Genomic DNA, 15,004 nt, shown 5'->3' with positions numbered 1-15,004 from the left:
TGCTGGGCACATGACCGTGCAGATCAGCCCCAGCATCCTGTCCGCCGACTTCGCCCGGCTCGCCGAGGAGGCCGAAGCGGTGAAGGGCGCCGACTGGCTCCATGTCGACGTGATGGACAACCACTTCGTGCCCAATTTGACGCTGGGCGTGCCGGTCGTGGAGTCGCTGGGCCGAGCCACGGACACACCGATCGACTGCCACCTGATGATCGAGGAGCCCGACCGCTGGGCGCCCGCCTACGTGGAGGCCGGCGCCGGCTCGGTCACCTTCCACGCCGAGGCCGCCGCCGCGCCGGTGCGGCTGGCCCGCGAGATCCGCGCGAAGGGCGCCCGCGCCGCGATGGCCCTCAAGCCCGCCACGCCCGTCGAGCCCTACGAGGACTTGCTGCCCGAGCTGGACATGCTGCTGGTGATGACGGTGGAGCCCGGCTTCGGCGGCCAGGCGTTCCTCGACGTCATGCTGCCCAAGATCCGCCGCACCCGGGCGCTGATCGACAAGTACGGGCTGCAGATGTGGCTGCAGGTCGACGGCGGGGTCTCGGCCGACACCATCGAGCGCTGCGCGGAGGCCGGCGCCGATGTCTTCGTCGCCGGCTCGGCTGTCTACGGGGCGCAGGACCCGGCGGCGGCCGTACGGGCGCTGCGTGCGAAGGCCGAGGCCGCGGTGGTGCGCTGACCCCGCGCTGCGGAGCCGCCGAAGCTACGCGCAGGTAACCCCCCGCGTCTGGGAGGATGAGAAGCGAGCGGATCACTTGGCTGACTGGGGAGAGGCGACGTGAGCACAGGCCGCGCACAGGTGCGCATGGGCCCGGGCGAGATGGTCCAGGCGGCAGCGATGGCGCGCCGCTTCTACCTGGAGGGCAAGTCCAAGATCCAGATCGCCGAGGAGTTCGGGGTCAGCCGGTTCAAGGTGGCCCGGGTGCTGGAGACCGCCCTCGAACGCGACCTGGTCCGCATCGAGATCCGGGTCCCCGCCGAACTCGACGCCGAGTGCTCCGACGCCCTGCGCGCCCACTACGGGCTGCGGCACGCCGTCGTGGTGGAGACCCCTGCCGACCAGGCCGACACCCCCGACCCGGAGAACCTGGGCGCGGTCGCCGCCGATCTGCTGGGCGAGCTGGTCAGCGACGGTGACGTGCTGGGCCTGGCCTGGGGCCGCTCCATCATCACCATGGCCAACGCGCTGGACCGGCTCGCGCCCTGCACCGTCGTCCAGCTCACCGGCGTCTACGACGTGGGCACCGCCGAGCGCGGCTCGGTGGAGGCGGTGCGGACCGCCGCCGCGGTCTCCGGCGGCGAGGCCCACCCGCTGTACGCGCCCATGGTGCTCGCCGACCCCGCCACCGCCGCCGCGCTGCGCTCCCAGCCGCAGATCGCGGCCGCCATGGGCTATTTCGAGAAGGTCACCGTGGCCGTGGTCTCCGTCGGCTCCTGGGAGGCCGGCGTCTCCACCGTGCACGACGCGCTGACCCCCGCCGAGCGGGAGAAGTACGTGGACCTCGGCGTGGCCGCCGAGATGTCCTCGCACCTGTTCGACACCCGCGGCCGGCGGGTCGGCCGCGACCTCGGCGAGCGGTGCATCACCATCGACGCCGACCGGCTGCGCCGCATCCCCGAGGTGCTGGCCATCGCGGGCGGCACCCGCAAGGGCGCGGCGATCGACGCGGTGCTGCGCTCGGGTCTGGTGACCAGCCTCGTCACCGACACCGCCGCCGCGGAATACCTGCTGCATTCCACCGGCCCGGCCCCCCGCCCGGCCCTGGACCGCGCCGACCCCGACGACTTCTGAGGCCGGGGCGCGGCGGCTGCCCGCGCCGGCGCCGGCCTGGAGGTTCGTACGAAAGGCCCGCGGAAGTGCCGGAGGTTCGTCCGTAGGCAGTCCATACCCGCGCATGCAAATATGAAGTACGTGCGTTTCCTCAATGATGTGCAGCCCGCGTACGACCTGACGTACGACGACGTGTTCATGGTGCCCAGCCGCAGCGCGGTGGGCTCCCGGCAGGGTGTGGACCTGAGGTCCCCCGACGGGACGGGCACCACCATCCCGCTCGTGGTGGCCAACATGACCGCCATCGCCGGCCGCCGGATGGCCGAGACCGTCGCCCGGCGCGGCGGGCTGGTGGTGATCCCGCAGGACATCCCGATCGACGTGGTCACCGAAGTGGTCGGCTGGGTCAAGCAGCGCCACCTGGTGCTCGACACCCCGATCACTCTCGCGCCCACCCAGACCGTCGCCGACGCGCTCGCGCTGCTGCCCAAGCGGGCGCACGGCGCCGGCGTGGTGGTCGAGGACGGCCGGCCGGTCGGCGTGGTCACCGAGTCCGACCTGACCGGCGTGGACCGCTTCACCCAGCTGTCGGTGGTGATGTCGCGCGACCTGCTGCTGCTCGACGCCGGCATCGCGCCCCGGGACGCCTTCAACAAGCTGGAGGAGGCGCACCGCAGGCTCGCCCCCGCCGTCGACGCCGACGGGCGGCTGGCCGGCATCCTCACGCGCACCGGCGCCCTGCGCGCCACCCTGTACGAGCCGGCCGTGGACGCCAATGGGCGGCTGCGGATCGCCGCGGCGGTCGGGATCAACGGCGACGTGGCGGGCAAGGCGAAGCAATTGCTCGACGGCGGGGTGGACACCCTCGTCGTGGACACCGCGCACGGCCACCAGGAGTCGATGCTTGCCGCAGTCCGCGCGGTGCGGGCGCTCGACCCGCAGGTGCCGATCGTGGCGGGCAACGTGGTCGCCGCCGCGGGCGTGCGCGACCTGATCGAGGCCGGCGCCGACATCGTCAAGGTCGGGGTGGGCCCCGGCGCGATGTGCACGACGCGGATGATGACCGGGGTGGGGCGGCCGCAGTTCTCGGCGGTGCTGGAGTGCGCGGCCGAGGCGCGCAAGCACGGGCGGCACGTGTGGGCCGACGGGGGCGTGCGGCACCCGCGCGATGTCGCCATGGCACTGGCCGCGGGCGCGTCCAACGTGATGATCGGCTCCTGGTTCGCCGGCACCCACGAGTCGCCGGGCGACCTGCAGCAGGCCGCGGACGGGCGGCTGTACAAGGAGTCCTTCGGGATGGCCTCCGCGCGGGCGGTGCGCAACCGCACGAGTGAGGAGTCCGCCTACGACCGGGCCCGCAAGGCGCTCTTCGAGGAGGGGATCTCGACCTCGCGGATGTTCCTGGACCCGGTGCGTCCCGGCGTCGAGGACCTGATCGACTCGATCATCGCGGGGGTGCGCAGCTCCTGCACGTACGCCGGCGCGGCCACGCTGGAGGAGTTCGCCGCGCGTGCGGTCGTCGGCGTGCAGAGCGCGGCCGGTTACGCCGAGGGCCAGCCGCTTTACGCCAGCTGGCAGTGACGGTGGCTGTTCGCCGTTGGGCTCCTGTCTCGCGCCCGGCCGCGGTCCGGTGACGGGTTGCTCGCGCAGTTCCTCCCCCAGAGCTTCGCCTGGGAGGTACCCCCAGCGCCCCCAAGAAACGGCAACCCGTCTGCCCCACGGGACTTGTATGCCGTCGCAAGGACGGTGGCCTCTTCTGGGGGTGCCCCCTCTGGGGGAGCCGTTCCCCGCGCCCCTGTACAACTTGCCCTTCGCGCGCACAGCGAGCCCCGTACAACCCGGGGGCGCTGGCCTGGGAACCGGGGCGGCGGATCCTCGGCTGTAGCGAAATGTCCATTTAGGGATGTTTTGGTCCCTTCTTTGGGGTACGCGCTGAAGTGAAGGCCGGGAGACCGGCCGCGGCAGCCCGAGGAGGCGACACATGATCACGCGCGAGCAGATACCCCAAGTCGTGGGCCACCCGGTCCACGATGCGCAGGGGAAGAAGATCGGCGATGCCAAGCACATGTACCTGGACGACGCCACCGGCGACCCGGAATGGGTGACGGTCAAGACCGGCTTCTTCGGCAACAACGAGACCTTCGTGCCGACGCGTGCCGCCCGTATCGTCCAGGACCACCTTGAGGTGCCGTACGACAAGGACCAGGTCAAGGGCGCGCCGAACGTCGACGTCGACTCCGGCGGGCACCTGTCGGCCGAGGAGGAGCGGCACCTCTACCGCTACTACGGCCTGGAGGGCTCCCGCTCCGGCGACGGCGGCATGGGCGAGGGCGAGAAGGCCGCCGCGGCCGGCACCGCGGGCACCGCGGCTGCCGCGGGCGGCGGCCGCCACGCCAAGCGCGCCGGGGGCGAGGAGGGCATGCCCTCCCGCGGGGCCGACGCCGGAGCCGCCGGCGCCAAGGGCACCCAGGAGGAGATGGCCGGCAGCGAGGCCGGGGTCGGCACGGGCACCGGCACCGCATCCTTCGCCGCCGGGACCAGCGGCTCCGCCGAGCGCGTCGCCCCCGACGCCGGCGCCGACGCCATGACCCGCTCCGAGGAGGAACTGCACGTCAGGGTCGAGCGCCAGGACGCCGGGCAGGCGCGTCTGCGCAAGTACGTGGACGTCGAGGAGGTCGAGCAGACCATCCCGATCCGGCACGAGGAAGTGCGCTTGGAGCGGGAGCCGATCACCGAGGCGAACCGCGGCGCCGCCCGCTCCGGTCCCGACATCAGCGAGGCCGAGCACGTCGTCACGCTCCACGAGGACCGGCCGATCGTGGAGACCGAGGTCGTGCCCAAGGAGCGCGTGCGGATGCGCGTCGAGGAGCACGTGGAGCAGAAGACCGTGCACGGCCGGGTGCGCAAGGAGCGCATCGAGACCGAGCTGTCGGAGTCCGCGGGCGAGGAGAAGGCCACGGACGAGGCCCCCGGGCAGGGCCGCGACAAGCGCTTCCGCTGACCGCACACCCTTCTCCACCAGGGCGCCCCACCCCGTATCGGGGGCGGGGCGCCCCGTCGTGTGCCCGCGTCCGCCCTCGGCGCGGCCGACCTCCCCGCCCCGGGCGCGGCCGATCGTCGAGGGCGTGACGTTCGTCCTTTCCGGAACGCGCGGCCACCCCTTACCTTCGACGGTGGCGGCCGCGGGGACGGGCGCCCGCGGCGGCAGCCGCGCCACGGGGGCGAGGAACCGGGAAGGACGTTCGTGAACGGGAGTCTGCGCGTCGCGCTGCTGCAGGGGCCCGCCGGGCTGCCCGGCGGCGTGGCGGAGAGCCTGAAGGCGCTGGACGAAGCCGCGCGGGAAGCCGCAGGGCAGGGCGCCCGGCTGCTGGTGACCAGCGAGATGTTCCTCACCGGCTACGCCCTCGGCGAGACCGTGCGCGAGCTGGCCGAACCCGCCGGGGGAGCCTCCGCGCAGGAGGTCGCCGCCATTGCCGCCCGCCACCGCCTGGCCATCGTCCACGGCTACCCCGAGCGGGACGGCGAGCGCGTCTACAACGCAGCCCGCCTCACCGGCCCCGACGGCACCGCGCTGGCCGACTACCGCAAGACCCACCTGTTCGGCGCCTACGAGCAGCAGGTGTTCACCCCCGGTGAGCGCCCGCTCGCGCAGGCCGACCTCGACGGCACCCGGATCGGCCTGCTCATCTGCTACGACGTGGAGTTCCCCGAACTCGTACGGGCGCACGCGCTGGCCGGCACCGAACTCCTCGCCGTCCCCACCGCGCTGATGCGCCCGTACGACTTCGTGCCCGACACGCTCGTGCCCACCCGCGCCTGGGAGAACGGCTTCCACATCGCCTACGCCAACCGCTGCGGCCCGGAGGGCGAGTGGGACTTCGCCGGCCGCAGTTGCCTGGCCGGCCCCGACGGCACCGTCCTGGCCCGGGCCGGCGCCGGACCCCGCCTGCTCGTCGCCGATGCCGACCCGGCCGCGACGGCGGCCGCCCGCGCCGATACCCCCTATCTCACCGACCGCAGGCCCGAGTTGTACGGTGCCCTCACCGTCGGCCGTGCCCCCAGGAGCGCCACCCGATGACGTCCGTGCCCACCGCCGTCCACGACGAGCAGCACGCCGAGGCCCAGCAGCAACCGCCGATCACCATGTTCGGCCCCGACTTCCCCTTCGCCTACGACGACTTCCTCGCCCACCCGGCGGGCCTGGGCTCGGTGCCGGCCACCGAGCACGGCACCGAGGTGGCGGTCATCGGCGGCGGCCTGTCCGGGATCGTCGCCGCGTACGAGCTGATGAGGATGGGCCTGCGGCCGGTGGTCTACGAGGCCGACCGGATCGGCGGACGGCTGCGCACGGTCGGCTTCGAGGGCTGCGACCCGGGCCTGACCGCGGAGATGGGCGCGATGCGCTTCCCGCCGTCCTCCACCGCCTTCCAGCACTACGTCGACCTGGTGGGCCTGCGGACCCGGCCGTTCCCCAACCCGCTGGCGCCCGCCACCCCGTCGACCGTGGTGGACCTCAAGGGCGAGTCCCACTACGCCACCTCGCTGCAGGACCTGCCGGACGTCTACCGCCAGGTGATGCACGCCTGGAACACCTGCCTGGAGGAGGGCGCGGACTTCTCGGCGATGCAGCAGGCCCTGCGCACCCGCGACATACCCGCGATCCGCCGGATATGGGCCCCGCTGGTGGAGAAGCTGGACAACCAGACCTTCTACGGGTTCCTGTGCGACTCGCCGGCGTTCGCCTCCTTCCGGCACCGCGAGATCTTCGGCCAGGTCGGCTTCGGCACCGGCGGCTGGGACACCGACTTCCCCAACTCCATCCTGGAGATCCTGCGGGTCGTCTACACGGGCGCGGACGACGACCACCGCGGCATCGTCGGCGGCAGCCAGCAGCTCCCGCTGCGGCTGTGGGAGCGGGCGCCGGACAAGCTGCTGCACTGGCCGCGCGGCACATCGCTGCGCTCGCTGCACGGCGGCGAGCCGCGCCCCGCGGTCACCGGGCTGCACCGCACCGCGGGGAACCGGATCACCGTCACCGACGCCACCGGCGACATCCGCACCTACCGCGCGGCGATCTTCACCGCCCAGAGCTGGATGCTGCTGTCGAAGGTGGCCTGCGACGACTCGCTGTTCCCGATCGACCACTGGACGGCGATCGAACGCACCCACTACATGGAGTCCAGCAAGCTGTTCGTGCCCGTCGACCGGCCGTTCTGGCTCGACAAGGACCCGCGTACCGGCCGGGACACCCTGTCGATGACGCTCACCGACCGGATGACCCGCGGCACCTACCTGCTCGACGACGGCCCGGACCGGCCGGCGGTGATCTGCCTGTCGTACACCTGGTGCGACGACAGCCTGAAGTGGCTGCCGCTGAGCGCGCACGAGCGGATGGAAGTCATGCTCAAGTCGCTCGGCGAGATCTACCCGGGCGTCGACATCAGGAAGCACATCATCGGCAACCCGGTGACCGTCTCCTGGGAGAACGAGCCGTACTTCATGGGCGCGTTCAAGGCCAACCTGCCCGGGCACTACCGCTACCAGCGGCGGCTGTTCACCCACTTCATGCAGGAGACACTGCCCGCCGACCAGCGCGGCCTGTTCCTGGCCGGCGACGACATCTCGTGGACGGCGGGCTGGGCCGAGGGCGCGGTGCAGACCGCGCTGAACGCGGTGTGGGGCGTCATGCACCACCTCGGCGGCGCCACCGACCCGCTCAACCCCGGCCCCGGCGACGTCTACGACGAGATCGCGCCCGTGCTGCTCCCGGAGGACTGAACTCCCGCTCCGGGCGTGACTGTTGCCGTGCTGCCCGCGGTGGTTGCCGGTGCGTCCGTGGTGGCCGCCGGTGCCTGCGCGGGCGTCTGCGGGGCGGTCCCCGCGGCTGCGGCGGGTGCGGGGGACGGTGCGGGTGCGGCCGGGCCGGCCGGGGTGAGCAGCGCGCGTACCGCCAGCGCCGTCGTACGGTCCAGGCCGGCCACGCACCGGGCGTACCCCTCGGGGTGGCCGCGCAGTGCCCACAGCACGCGGGCGGCGCCCCAGGCGCCCGAGCGGGCCCGGGCCAGGCTCCAGCAGCCGACGGCGTGGGTGAGCGGGTCGAACCGCTCCAGCAGGTCGGGCCCTGGCATCAGCTCCTCGCGGACCCGCTCCTCGATCGCCGCCAGGACCTCGCCGACCTCGGCGAAGTCCGCGTCCAGCACCGGCGGCGGGCAGCGGGTGGCCCGGCAGGCGTCCACCACCGCCAGCGGCAGGTCGTGGCCGACGTGCGCGGTGATCCCGGCGAGTGCGAACTGCAGCGGCGCCACCCGGCGTCGGTTGCGGGCCCGGATCAGCGTCCGCCAACAGGCCGGCGCCGCCGGCGGGCCCGTCACGGCGGCCAGATAGCGCTCGGCGAACAGCACGGTCAGCCGCGCGGCCCGCGGCCCGTCCGCGAACTGGCCCGCCGCCACCCTCCGTGCCACCTCCTCGGTGACCGACAGGTACACCCGGTTGAAGACCGCCACGCCGTCGCGCTCCGGCAGCTCCGCGGCGAGTGCACGCATCCGGGCGGCCACCCGCCGCACCGCGGCCGCCCCGGCGGGACGGCGAGGGGCGCGGGGAGCCGCGGCGGGTCGCTTCGGCGCCGCCTCGGCGGCCCGGGCCAGGCGGGGCGCGGCGGGGGTTGTCTGGACGGTGGCGGGAGCTTTGGCGGCAACCTCGGCGGGGACGGTGGCCGGGGCTTGAGCGCGGGCCTTGGCGGGAGCTTTTGCGGCAACCTCGGCGGGAGCTTTGACGGGGGCCTTCGCCGGGATGGCGGCGGGGACCTTGGCGGGGGCCTCGGTGCGGGCCTTGGCCGGGGCCTTTGTGCGGAGCTGGGCGGGAGCCTTGGCCGGGGCCTTTGCGGGGACGGTGGCGGGAGCTTTGGTGCGGGCCTTGGCCGGTGGCTTTGGGGGGACCTCGGTGGGGGCCGTGGCGGGGACAGCGGTGGAGACCTTCGCCGGCGGCAGGGCGGGAGGGGCTGGGGTCATACGATCATCCTGGCCGTGTGCCGCTGTCCTGCCCGTCCGCCACACGGCACCCGTCCCCGAGACGGCCCACCGCCGTCTCCGGCCGTCCGCTCTCGTACCGGCGGCTGCCCCGGCCAATCCCGCCGACCCTGGTTGCTCCGGCCGGTCCTGGCCGCGCCGCCGTCGCGGGTGGGAATGCCGGGGACGCGCGAAGCGCCTCTCGGCGAACCATGAGACGCCGGAGCCGCGGCCGTACGACCGCCCGGCGCCGCGTCGCACCCCGTCCGCCCGGGCGCCCACGGCGCCGGGTTCCGGTGGCGGGCCGGGCGCGCGGCGCTTGCAATTGCTCCGGGCAGCCACGCCTTGGCACCGGACTGGGAGATGCCCGCGCGGCTGCCGTCAGCTGCGTCAACTCCCCTTCTGGGCACGGCTGATGGCGCGACCCTGTGCCATGGCGTGTTCGCGCGACACCAATTGTCCGGCTCGCTCTCCAACCGTGCGTGAGGGGAAGCTAACGTGGAGACACGGTTCGGCGGGCTCGATTCCCCCGTGCGCGCCCGCCGAACCTCCCCTTGTACGCCGCCGATCGCACGGTTTCCCCACCGTGGCGGCATGTCACCGACGAGCCGCGTGGCAGCGTCCGTTACGGGCGCCGGGAACCGCGCGAACGGTCGCTGCCCGCCGGTCGTTCCCCAACCGCCTGACCGGGCAGCCCTTTTGGCGCCGAGACCACCGGCAGGCGCGGCACCGGCGGCCGCAGCACCCCCGCGCCGACCACCAGCCCGAACGCCAGCAGGGTGACCAGCCCGAAGGACGCGGTGAGCGAACTCGCCCCCGCGATACCGCCGATGGCGGCCGGCGCGACCAGCCCCGAGGTGTACGTCACCGTGGCCACCCCCGCGATCGCCTGGCTCGGCACCGGACCGCGCCGCCCCGCCGCCGCGAAGCAGAGCGGCACTGTGACCGACACGCCCACCCCGACCAGCGCGAACCCCGCGATGGCGGGCGCGGGTTGATGCGCGAGCACCACGAGCAGCGCGCCCAGCGTGGAGACCATCCCGCCGGCCCGCAGGGTGCGCACCGGGCCCAAGCGCCTGACCGCCAGGTCCCCCACGAGGCGGGTGGCGGTCATCGTGCACGAGAAGGCGGTGAAGGCGAGCGCGGCGATCGCCGGGGAGGCGTGGGCGACGTCCCGCAGATAGACCGCGCACCAGTCGGAGCTGCCGCCCTCGGCGAACGCCCCGCAGAAGCCCACGACCCCGATCACCACCGCGGCCCGTGGCGGCAGCGCGAACCGGGGCGGGGCCGCCTCGTCCGCGCCCGGCCGGATGTCGGGGGCGCCGGCGGCCAGGGCCAGGGCGCAGCCGGCGAGCAGCGCGGCCATCAGGCCCAAGTGGACGCGCCCGTCCAGCCCCGCGTGCGCGGCGGGCACGCCCAGCGCGGCGCCCACCAGCGTGCCCGCGCTCCACATCCCGTGCAGGCCGGACATGATCGAGGCGCCCTTGTGCTCCTCGACCGCGATGCCGAGCGCGTTCATCACCACGTCCGCCGTCCCCGCGCTCGCGCCGCACAGCAGCAGGGCCGCGCACAGCCACGGCAGACCGGGCGCGAGCGCGGGCAGCGCGAGGGTGGCCGCGCACAGGGTCAGCAGCAGCCGCAGCGCGTGCCGGGAGCCGTACCGGTGCATCAACCGTCCGGCCAGCGGCATCAGCAGCGAGGAGCCGATCGCCGGGCAGACCAGCGCGAGCCCCAACGTGCCCGCGCCCAGGCCCAGATGGTCCTTGATCCACGGGAGGCGGGCGGCGAAGGAGCCCTGGGTGGCGCCGTGCACGGCGAAGGCGGCCCGCATGGTCAGGTGGGCCCGGCGGATCCGGGCGGGAGACCACTCGGCGGCGTCGGTCGTCATGGCTCGCAAACTATCAGGAAGCCTGCCTGAAAGTTAGCGGTTTTTTCGCCGCCGGAGGGGGTCACCGTGTGCGGACGGGGGAGCCGCGGGGGTGTCTGGGAGGATCGGGGGCATGACCGTGTCCCCCGCGCGTCCCGGGCGGGGCGCCTCGCCCCGGACCGCGCGTGCCATCAACGACCGGCTCGCGCTGCGCCTGCTCCAGCGGGAAGGCCCGCTCACCGCCGCGCAGTTGAAGGAGCTGACCGGCATGTCCCGGCCGAGCGTGGCCGACCTGGTGGAGCGGCTCCAGAAGTCCGGGCTGATCGAGGTGGTCGGGGAGGCGGGCGAGGCCCGGCGCGGACCGAACGCGCGCCTGTACGGGATCGTCGCCGACCGCGCCTACGTCGCAGGGCTCGACGTGCGCATCGAGAGCATCGGGGTGGAGGTCGCCGACCTGCTCGGGCGCACCGCCGCCCGCGCCGAGCGGCCCGTGCCGGTCGGGGCCGACCTCGCGGGGCTCGTCGAGTCCGGGGTGGAACTGCTGCTCGCCACCGCCCGCGAAGCCGGCGCGGCCGCCCTGCACACCGTGGCCTGCGGCGCGCCCGGCCAGGTGGACCCCGGCTCCGGCCGGATGCGGCCGAGCGGCGCGCTGCCCGCATGGCACGGCGCCCTCGTGGACGAGGTGCGCCGCAGGCTCGGGGTGCCGGTGCTGCTGGAGAACGAGGTGAACCTCGCGGCCGTCGCCGAGCAGCGGGCCCGCTCCCTCGCCGGCGCCCCCGAGGACGAGACCTTCGTGCTGCTGTGGATCGGCGGTGGTGTCGGGGCCGGGGTCGTGCTCGACGGGCGGCTGCGGCGGGGGGTGTCCGGCGGGGCCGGCGAGGTGGGATTCCTGCCGGTCTCCGCCACGGGGGGTGTGCCGCGGGCCGACGACTGCGACGACGGGTACCACGGGATGGTCGGCAGCCGGGCGGTCTGCGCGCTCGGGCGCTCCCACGGGCTGGCCGTCGATCCCGCCGCCGACGCCGCGGCGGCCGCGGCGCTCGTCCGCTCGGCGCTGGCCTGCGGCGCGGACGGTTTCCTCGACGCCCTCGCCGAGCGGATCGCCCTCGGGGCGGCGGCCGTCTGCGCCGTCCTCGACCCCGGGGTGGTCGTCCTCGCCGGTGAGGTCGGCTCCGCCGGCGGGCCCGAACTCGCCGCCCGCACCGCCGCCGCCTTCGCCCGCATCTCCCCGCTCCGTACGGACTTCCACGTCAGCGAGACGGCCGCGCCGGTGCTCCGGGGGGCGGTGACGGTGGCGATGGACGCCGCCCAGCTCGACGTGTTCGCTCCTCCTGCCTAACGGGTACACCCCGTCGCCGGAGCGTGGGGCGGCGGTCCGGGGTCGCGGGACCGCGCGGAGGGAGGGCCCGGGCCCGGAACGGATCGCAAAGGCCGGGCAAAGTCCCCGGGGCCGACCGGACGGAGCGTCAACCGCCTTGCTGCGAAGGGAGATTGGTGCTCCGGCCGGTGATCGCGGCGCCGATCCGGCGACGGAACGTGCCCGCGGGGCCATCGTCGCAGGTAAAAGCGGTGTTTCCACCGTGCCCGGAGCCTTGCGCCCCGGCGCGCGGGGCGGGTAGGAACGGCGGCGTCAACACCCACCGTGTGACCGGCGACATCCGGGGGACCGGTCTGCCCGCGCGACACCGCGGCCGGCGGGCCCGCGGCCGGGCATGCCGGTGCGGTCGTCCGCCGAGAGGAGCCAGCGCGTGGCAAGGCCCTGGAAGAAGCAGGTAGCAGGCATGGGGATGTCGAAGGTGCGGGTCTGGGCGGTCGCCGCGGCGGCCGCCGTCTCGCTGGGGGTGCTCGCCGCGGGACCCGCCGCCGCCGACCCGCCGGCGCCCCCCGGCACGCCGACCGCCACGTCGTTCGCCGGCACCCCGACCGTGGGACCGCTGTTCCGCAACGGCCTCGGCTCCGACCACGGCTGCACCGCCAGCGTGGTGGCCAGCCCGCTCGGCGACGAGATCCTCACCGCCGCCCACTGCGTCCACGGCACCGCCGCCGGCTGGCAGTTCGCCCCCGGTTACGACGACGGCGCCACCCCGTACGGCGTGTGGACCGTCACCCACGCCTACGTCCCGCCCGCCTGGCAGAAGAACGGCGACACCCAGCACGACTACGCCGTCCTCACCGTCGCCCCCGCCCGTCGCGCCGGCCGCACGGTGAGCCTCCAGTCCGTCACCGGTGCCGACGTGCTGGGCCAGGCGCCCGCCGCGGGCACCGCCGTCACCGACATCGCCTACAACGCCGGTCTCGACGACCAGGCGATCCACTGCGCCGTGCGCGTCTACTGGACCGACGGCTTCCCGTCCTTCAACTGCCACGGCTACGTGGGCGGTTCCAGCGGCAGCCCCTGGCTGCTCAAGGGCCCGGGCGGCATCACCTCGGTCGTCGGCGTCATCGGCGGCCTCCACCAGGGCGGTTGCTACGAGTACACCTCGTACTCCCCGGCGTTCCGCCCCGACGTCTACACCCTCATCGCCCGCGCGACCCTGGGCCTGCGCCCCGACACGGTGCCGCAGGCAGGCAGCGACGGCTGCTGAGCCCTGCGGGCAGCGTGCCCCCAAGAACGGCAACCCGCCGTAGGGGCTCCTCCGCGTCCCCGACCGCAGCCCGGCCTGGGCTGGTCGCGCAGTTCCTCCCCCAGAGCTTCGCCTGGGAGGTACCCCCAGCGCCCCTGGGCGGTACGGCCTCACCGTTCGCGCGAAGGGCAAGCGCTATAGGGGCGCGGGGAACTGCGCGACAAGCCCAAGGCGGGGCCGCGGTCGGGAACGTGCGGAAGCCCTTACGGCGGGTTGCCCTTCGTAGGGCCGCGGGGAGGTGGGCGGCATGCCATGTGCGGGCGGCACGCGGCAACGGCGGGGAACCCCCGCGGCGGGGAGCCGCACTGTAAGGACCGTGACGCGGCACACAGTGGATCTCGGGGGAAAACTCGTGGCAGACTTGCCGTAGAAGTGACGTTCGCGCACTCCGGGGTCGGTGCAATTCCGAACCGGCGGTTACAGTCCGCGACCCGGCCGCAGCCAGCGGTCGGTTGACCAGGTGAAATTCCTGGACCGACGGTGAAAGTCCGGATGGGAGGCAGTGCGCGGCGGGCGTTCACTCGGGAAGGCCGCCGTTCGGAGCGGGCCCGTGCGCGAGCACGCGGGCCGTTGCGCGGGAGGGGCCCCCGGAGGGAGCCGCCCGCTCGGCCCCGGAGTCCGTGCCCGATGAGGCAGGAGGACCCGGTGGCCACCACCACGGAAGCCGACGCGATGCGCCGCGCCGTCGCACTGTCGGCCCGCGCGCTGGGCGCGACCGCCCCCAACCCGGTCGTCGGCTGCGTGATCCTGGACCCGGCCGGCGAGGTCGCGGGCGAGGGCTGGCACCGGAAGGCCGGCGGCCCGCACGCCGAGGTGCACGCCCTGGCAGCGGCGGGCGACCGGGCCCGCGGCGGCACCGCGGTCGTCACCCTCGAACCCTGCAACCACACCGGCCGCACCGGCCCGTGCGCCCAGGCGCTGATCGCCGCGGGTGTCGCCCGCGTCGTCTACGCCGTCGCCGACCCCAGCCCCACCGCCGCGGGCGGCGCGCAGACCCTGCGCGCGGCCGGCGTCGACACCGAGGCGGGCCTGCTCGCGGCGGAGGCCGAGGCGGTCAACATCGCCTGGCTCACCTCGGCCCGTACCGGCCGCCCTTTCGTCCGCTGGAAGTACGCCGCCACCCTCGACGGCCGGATCGCCGCCGCCGACGGCTCCAGCCGCTGGATCAGCTCGGCGGAGTCGCGCGCGGACGCGCACCGGCTGCGGGCCGAGGCCGACGCGGTCGTCGTCGGCTCGGGCACCCTCGTCGCCGACGACCCGCACCTGGCCGTCCGCGGCATCGAGGGCGCCGTCCAGCCGCTGCGGGTGGTGGTCGACACCCGCGCCCGCATCACCCTGGCCGCGCCCGTCCTGGACGACGCGGCCCCCACCCTGGTCGCCGTCGGCAAGGACGCCGACACCGCCCACCTGCCGGGCGTCGACGTGGTCCGGCTGCCCTACGGGGAAGGCGGCAGGGGCCTGGACATCGCCGCCCTGCTCGCCGAGCTGTACGCCCGCGGCGTGCGCTCGGTGCTGCTGGAGGGCGGGCCGACGCTGGCCGGCGCGTTCGTGGCGGCCGGCGCCGTCGACTCCGTCACCGCCTACCTCGCACCCGCCCTGCTCGGCGCCGGCCCGGCCGCGCTCGCCGACGCAGGAATCACCGGCATCGCCCAGGCGTTCCGGCTCGACGTGACCGACGTCGTGCGCATCGGGCCCGACCTGCGGCTGACCGCCGTCCCCACTGCCGTACAGGAGAAGTGAC

The 15,004-nt window shown here is 74.7% G+C and carries 11 protein-coding genes and 1 riboswitch; of the genes, 9 read left to right on the top strand and 2 right to left on the bottom strand.

Annotation, left to right across the window (positions count from 1 at the left end; genetic code table 11):
- Window positions 1–10 precede the first annotated feature (10 nt).
- The 6 genes from rpe to BLR33_RS29965 all read left to right on the top strand — a co-directional run bounded on the left by rpe (window position 11) and on the right by BLR33_RS29965 (window position 7,546).
- On the top strand, window positions 11–676 hold the full coding sequence (rpe, locus tag BLR33_RS29990; RefSeq protein WP_093787787.1) for a ribulose-phosphate 3-epimerase: 666 nt from the start codon (window positions 11–13) through the stop codon (window positions 674–676).
- Between the two features lie 99 nt (window positions 677–775).
- Window positions 776–1,789: a sugar-binding transcriptional regulator gene (locus BLR33_RS29985; protein ID WP_093787786.1), complete on the top strand. Its 1,014-nt coding sequence runs from the start codon at window positions 776–778 to the stop codon at window positions 1,787–1,789.
- A gap of 111 nt (window positions 1,790–1,900) precedes the next feature.
- Window positions 1,901–3,349, top strand: a complete 1,449-nt coding sequence (locus BLR33_RS29980; RefSeq protein WP_093787785.1) for a GuaB1 family IMP dehydrogenase-related protein — start codon at window positions 1,901–1,903, stop codon at window positions 3,347–3,349.
- A gap of 400 nt (window positions 3,350–3,749) precedes the next feature.
- The gene (locus BLR33_RS29975; protein ID WP_093787784.1) at window positions 3,750–4,769 is read left to right on the top strand and encodes a DUF2382 domain-containing protein; all 1,020 of its coding nucleotides are present in this window, start codon (window positions 3,750–3,752) and stop codon (window positions 4,767–4,769) included.
- A 243-nt stretch (window positions 4,770–5,012) separates the two neighbouring features.
- Window positions 5,013–5,846, top strand: a complete 834-nt coding sequence (locus BLR33_RS29970; RefSeq protein ID WP_245771755.1) for a carbon-nitrogen hydrolase family protein — start codon at window positions 5,013–5,015, stop codon at window positions 5,844–5,846.
- Window positions 5,843–7,546 (top strand): flavin monoamine oxidase family protein, encoded by a 1,704-nt coding sequence (locus BLR33_RS29965; RefSeq protein WP_093787783.1) that lies wholly within the window; start codon window positions 5,843–5,845, stop codon window positions 7,544–7,546. Before BLR33_RS29970 ends, BLR33_RS29965 begins: the two co-directional genes overlap by 4 nt.
- On the opposite strand, the gene BLR33_RS37210 is transcribed toward BLR33_RS29965, so the two are convergent.
- Both BLR33_RS37210 and BLR33_RS29955 read right to left on the bottom strand, forming a co-directional pair.
- A complete protein-coding gene (locus tag BLR33_RS37210; RefSeq protein ID WP_176930618.1) occupies window positions 7,507–8,775 on the bottom strand; it encodes a DUF5995 family protein in 1,269 nt (422 codons plus the stop codon). The two genes, BLR33_RS29965 and BLR33_RS37210, sit on opposite strands and share 40 nt — an antisense overlap.
- A 622-nt stretch (window positions 8,776–9,397) precedes the next feature.
- Window positions 9,398–10,660, bottom strand: a complete 1,263-nt coding sequence (locus tag BLR33_RS29955; RefSeq protein WP_093787782.1) for an MFS transporter — start codon at window positions 10,658–10,660, stop codon at window positions 9,398–9,400.
- Between the two features lie 112 nt (window positions 10,661–10,772).
- Between BLR33_RS29955 and BLR33_RS29950 the strand changes: the two genes are divergently transcribed.
- The 3 genes from BLR33_RS29950 (at window position 10,773) to ribD (ending at window position 15,003) form a co-directional block, all read left to right on the top strand.
- Complete coding sequence (locus tag BLR33_RS29950; RefSeq protein ID WP_093787781.1) at window positions 10,773–11,978, top strand: ROK family transcriptional regulator; 1,206 nt, start codon at window positions 10,773–10,775, stop codon at window positions 11,976–11,978.
- Window positions 11,979–12,387: 409 nt separating this feature from the next.
- Window positions 12,388–13,224 (top strand): trypsin-like serine peptidase, encoded by an 837-nt coding sequence (locus tag BLR33_RS29945; protein ID WP_143031787.1) that lies wholly within the window; start codon window positions 12,388–12,390, stop codon window positions 13,222–13,224.
- A gap of 418 nt (window positions 13,225–13,642) precedes the next feature.
- Window positions 13,643–13,773: riboswitch (FMN riboswitch) on the top strand.
- 162 nt (window positions 13,774–13,935) lie between these two features.
- Window positions 13,936–15,003, top strand: coding sequence for a bifunctional diaminohydroxyphosphoribosylaminopyrimidine deaminase/5-amino-6-(5-phosphoribosylamino)uracil reductase RibD (ribD, locus tag BLR33_RS29940; RefSeq protein WP_407639743.1), 1,068 nt, complete (start codon window positions 13,936–13,938; stop codon window positions 15,001–15,003).
- Window position 15,004 lies beyond the last annotated feature (1 nt).

This window comes from Actinacidiphila guanduensis (assembly GCF_900103985.1).
Lineage (GTDB): Bacteria > Actinomycetota > Actinomycetes > Streptomycetales > Streptomycetaceae > Actinacidiphila > Actinacidiphila guanduensis.
The sequence above is the reverse complement of the archived record's forward strand: the minus strand, read 5'-3'. Positions and strand labels throughout refer to the sequence as shown.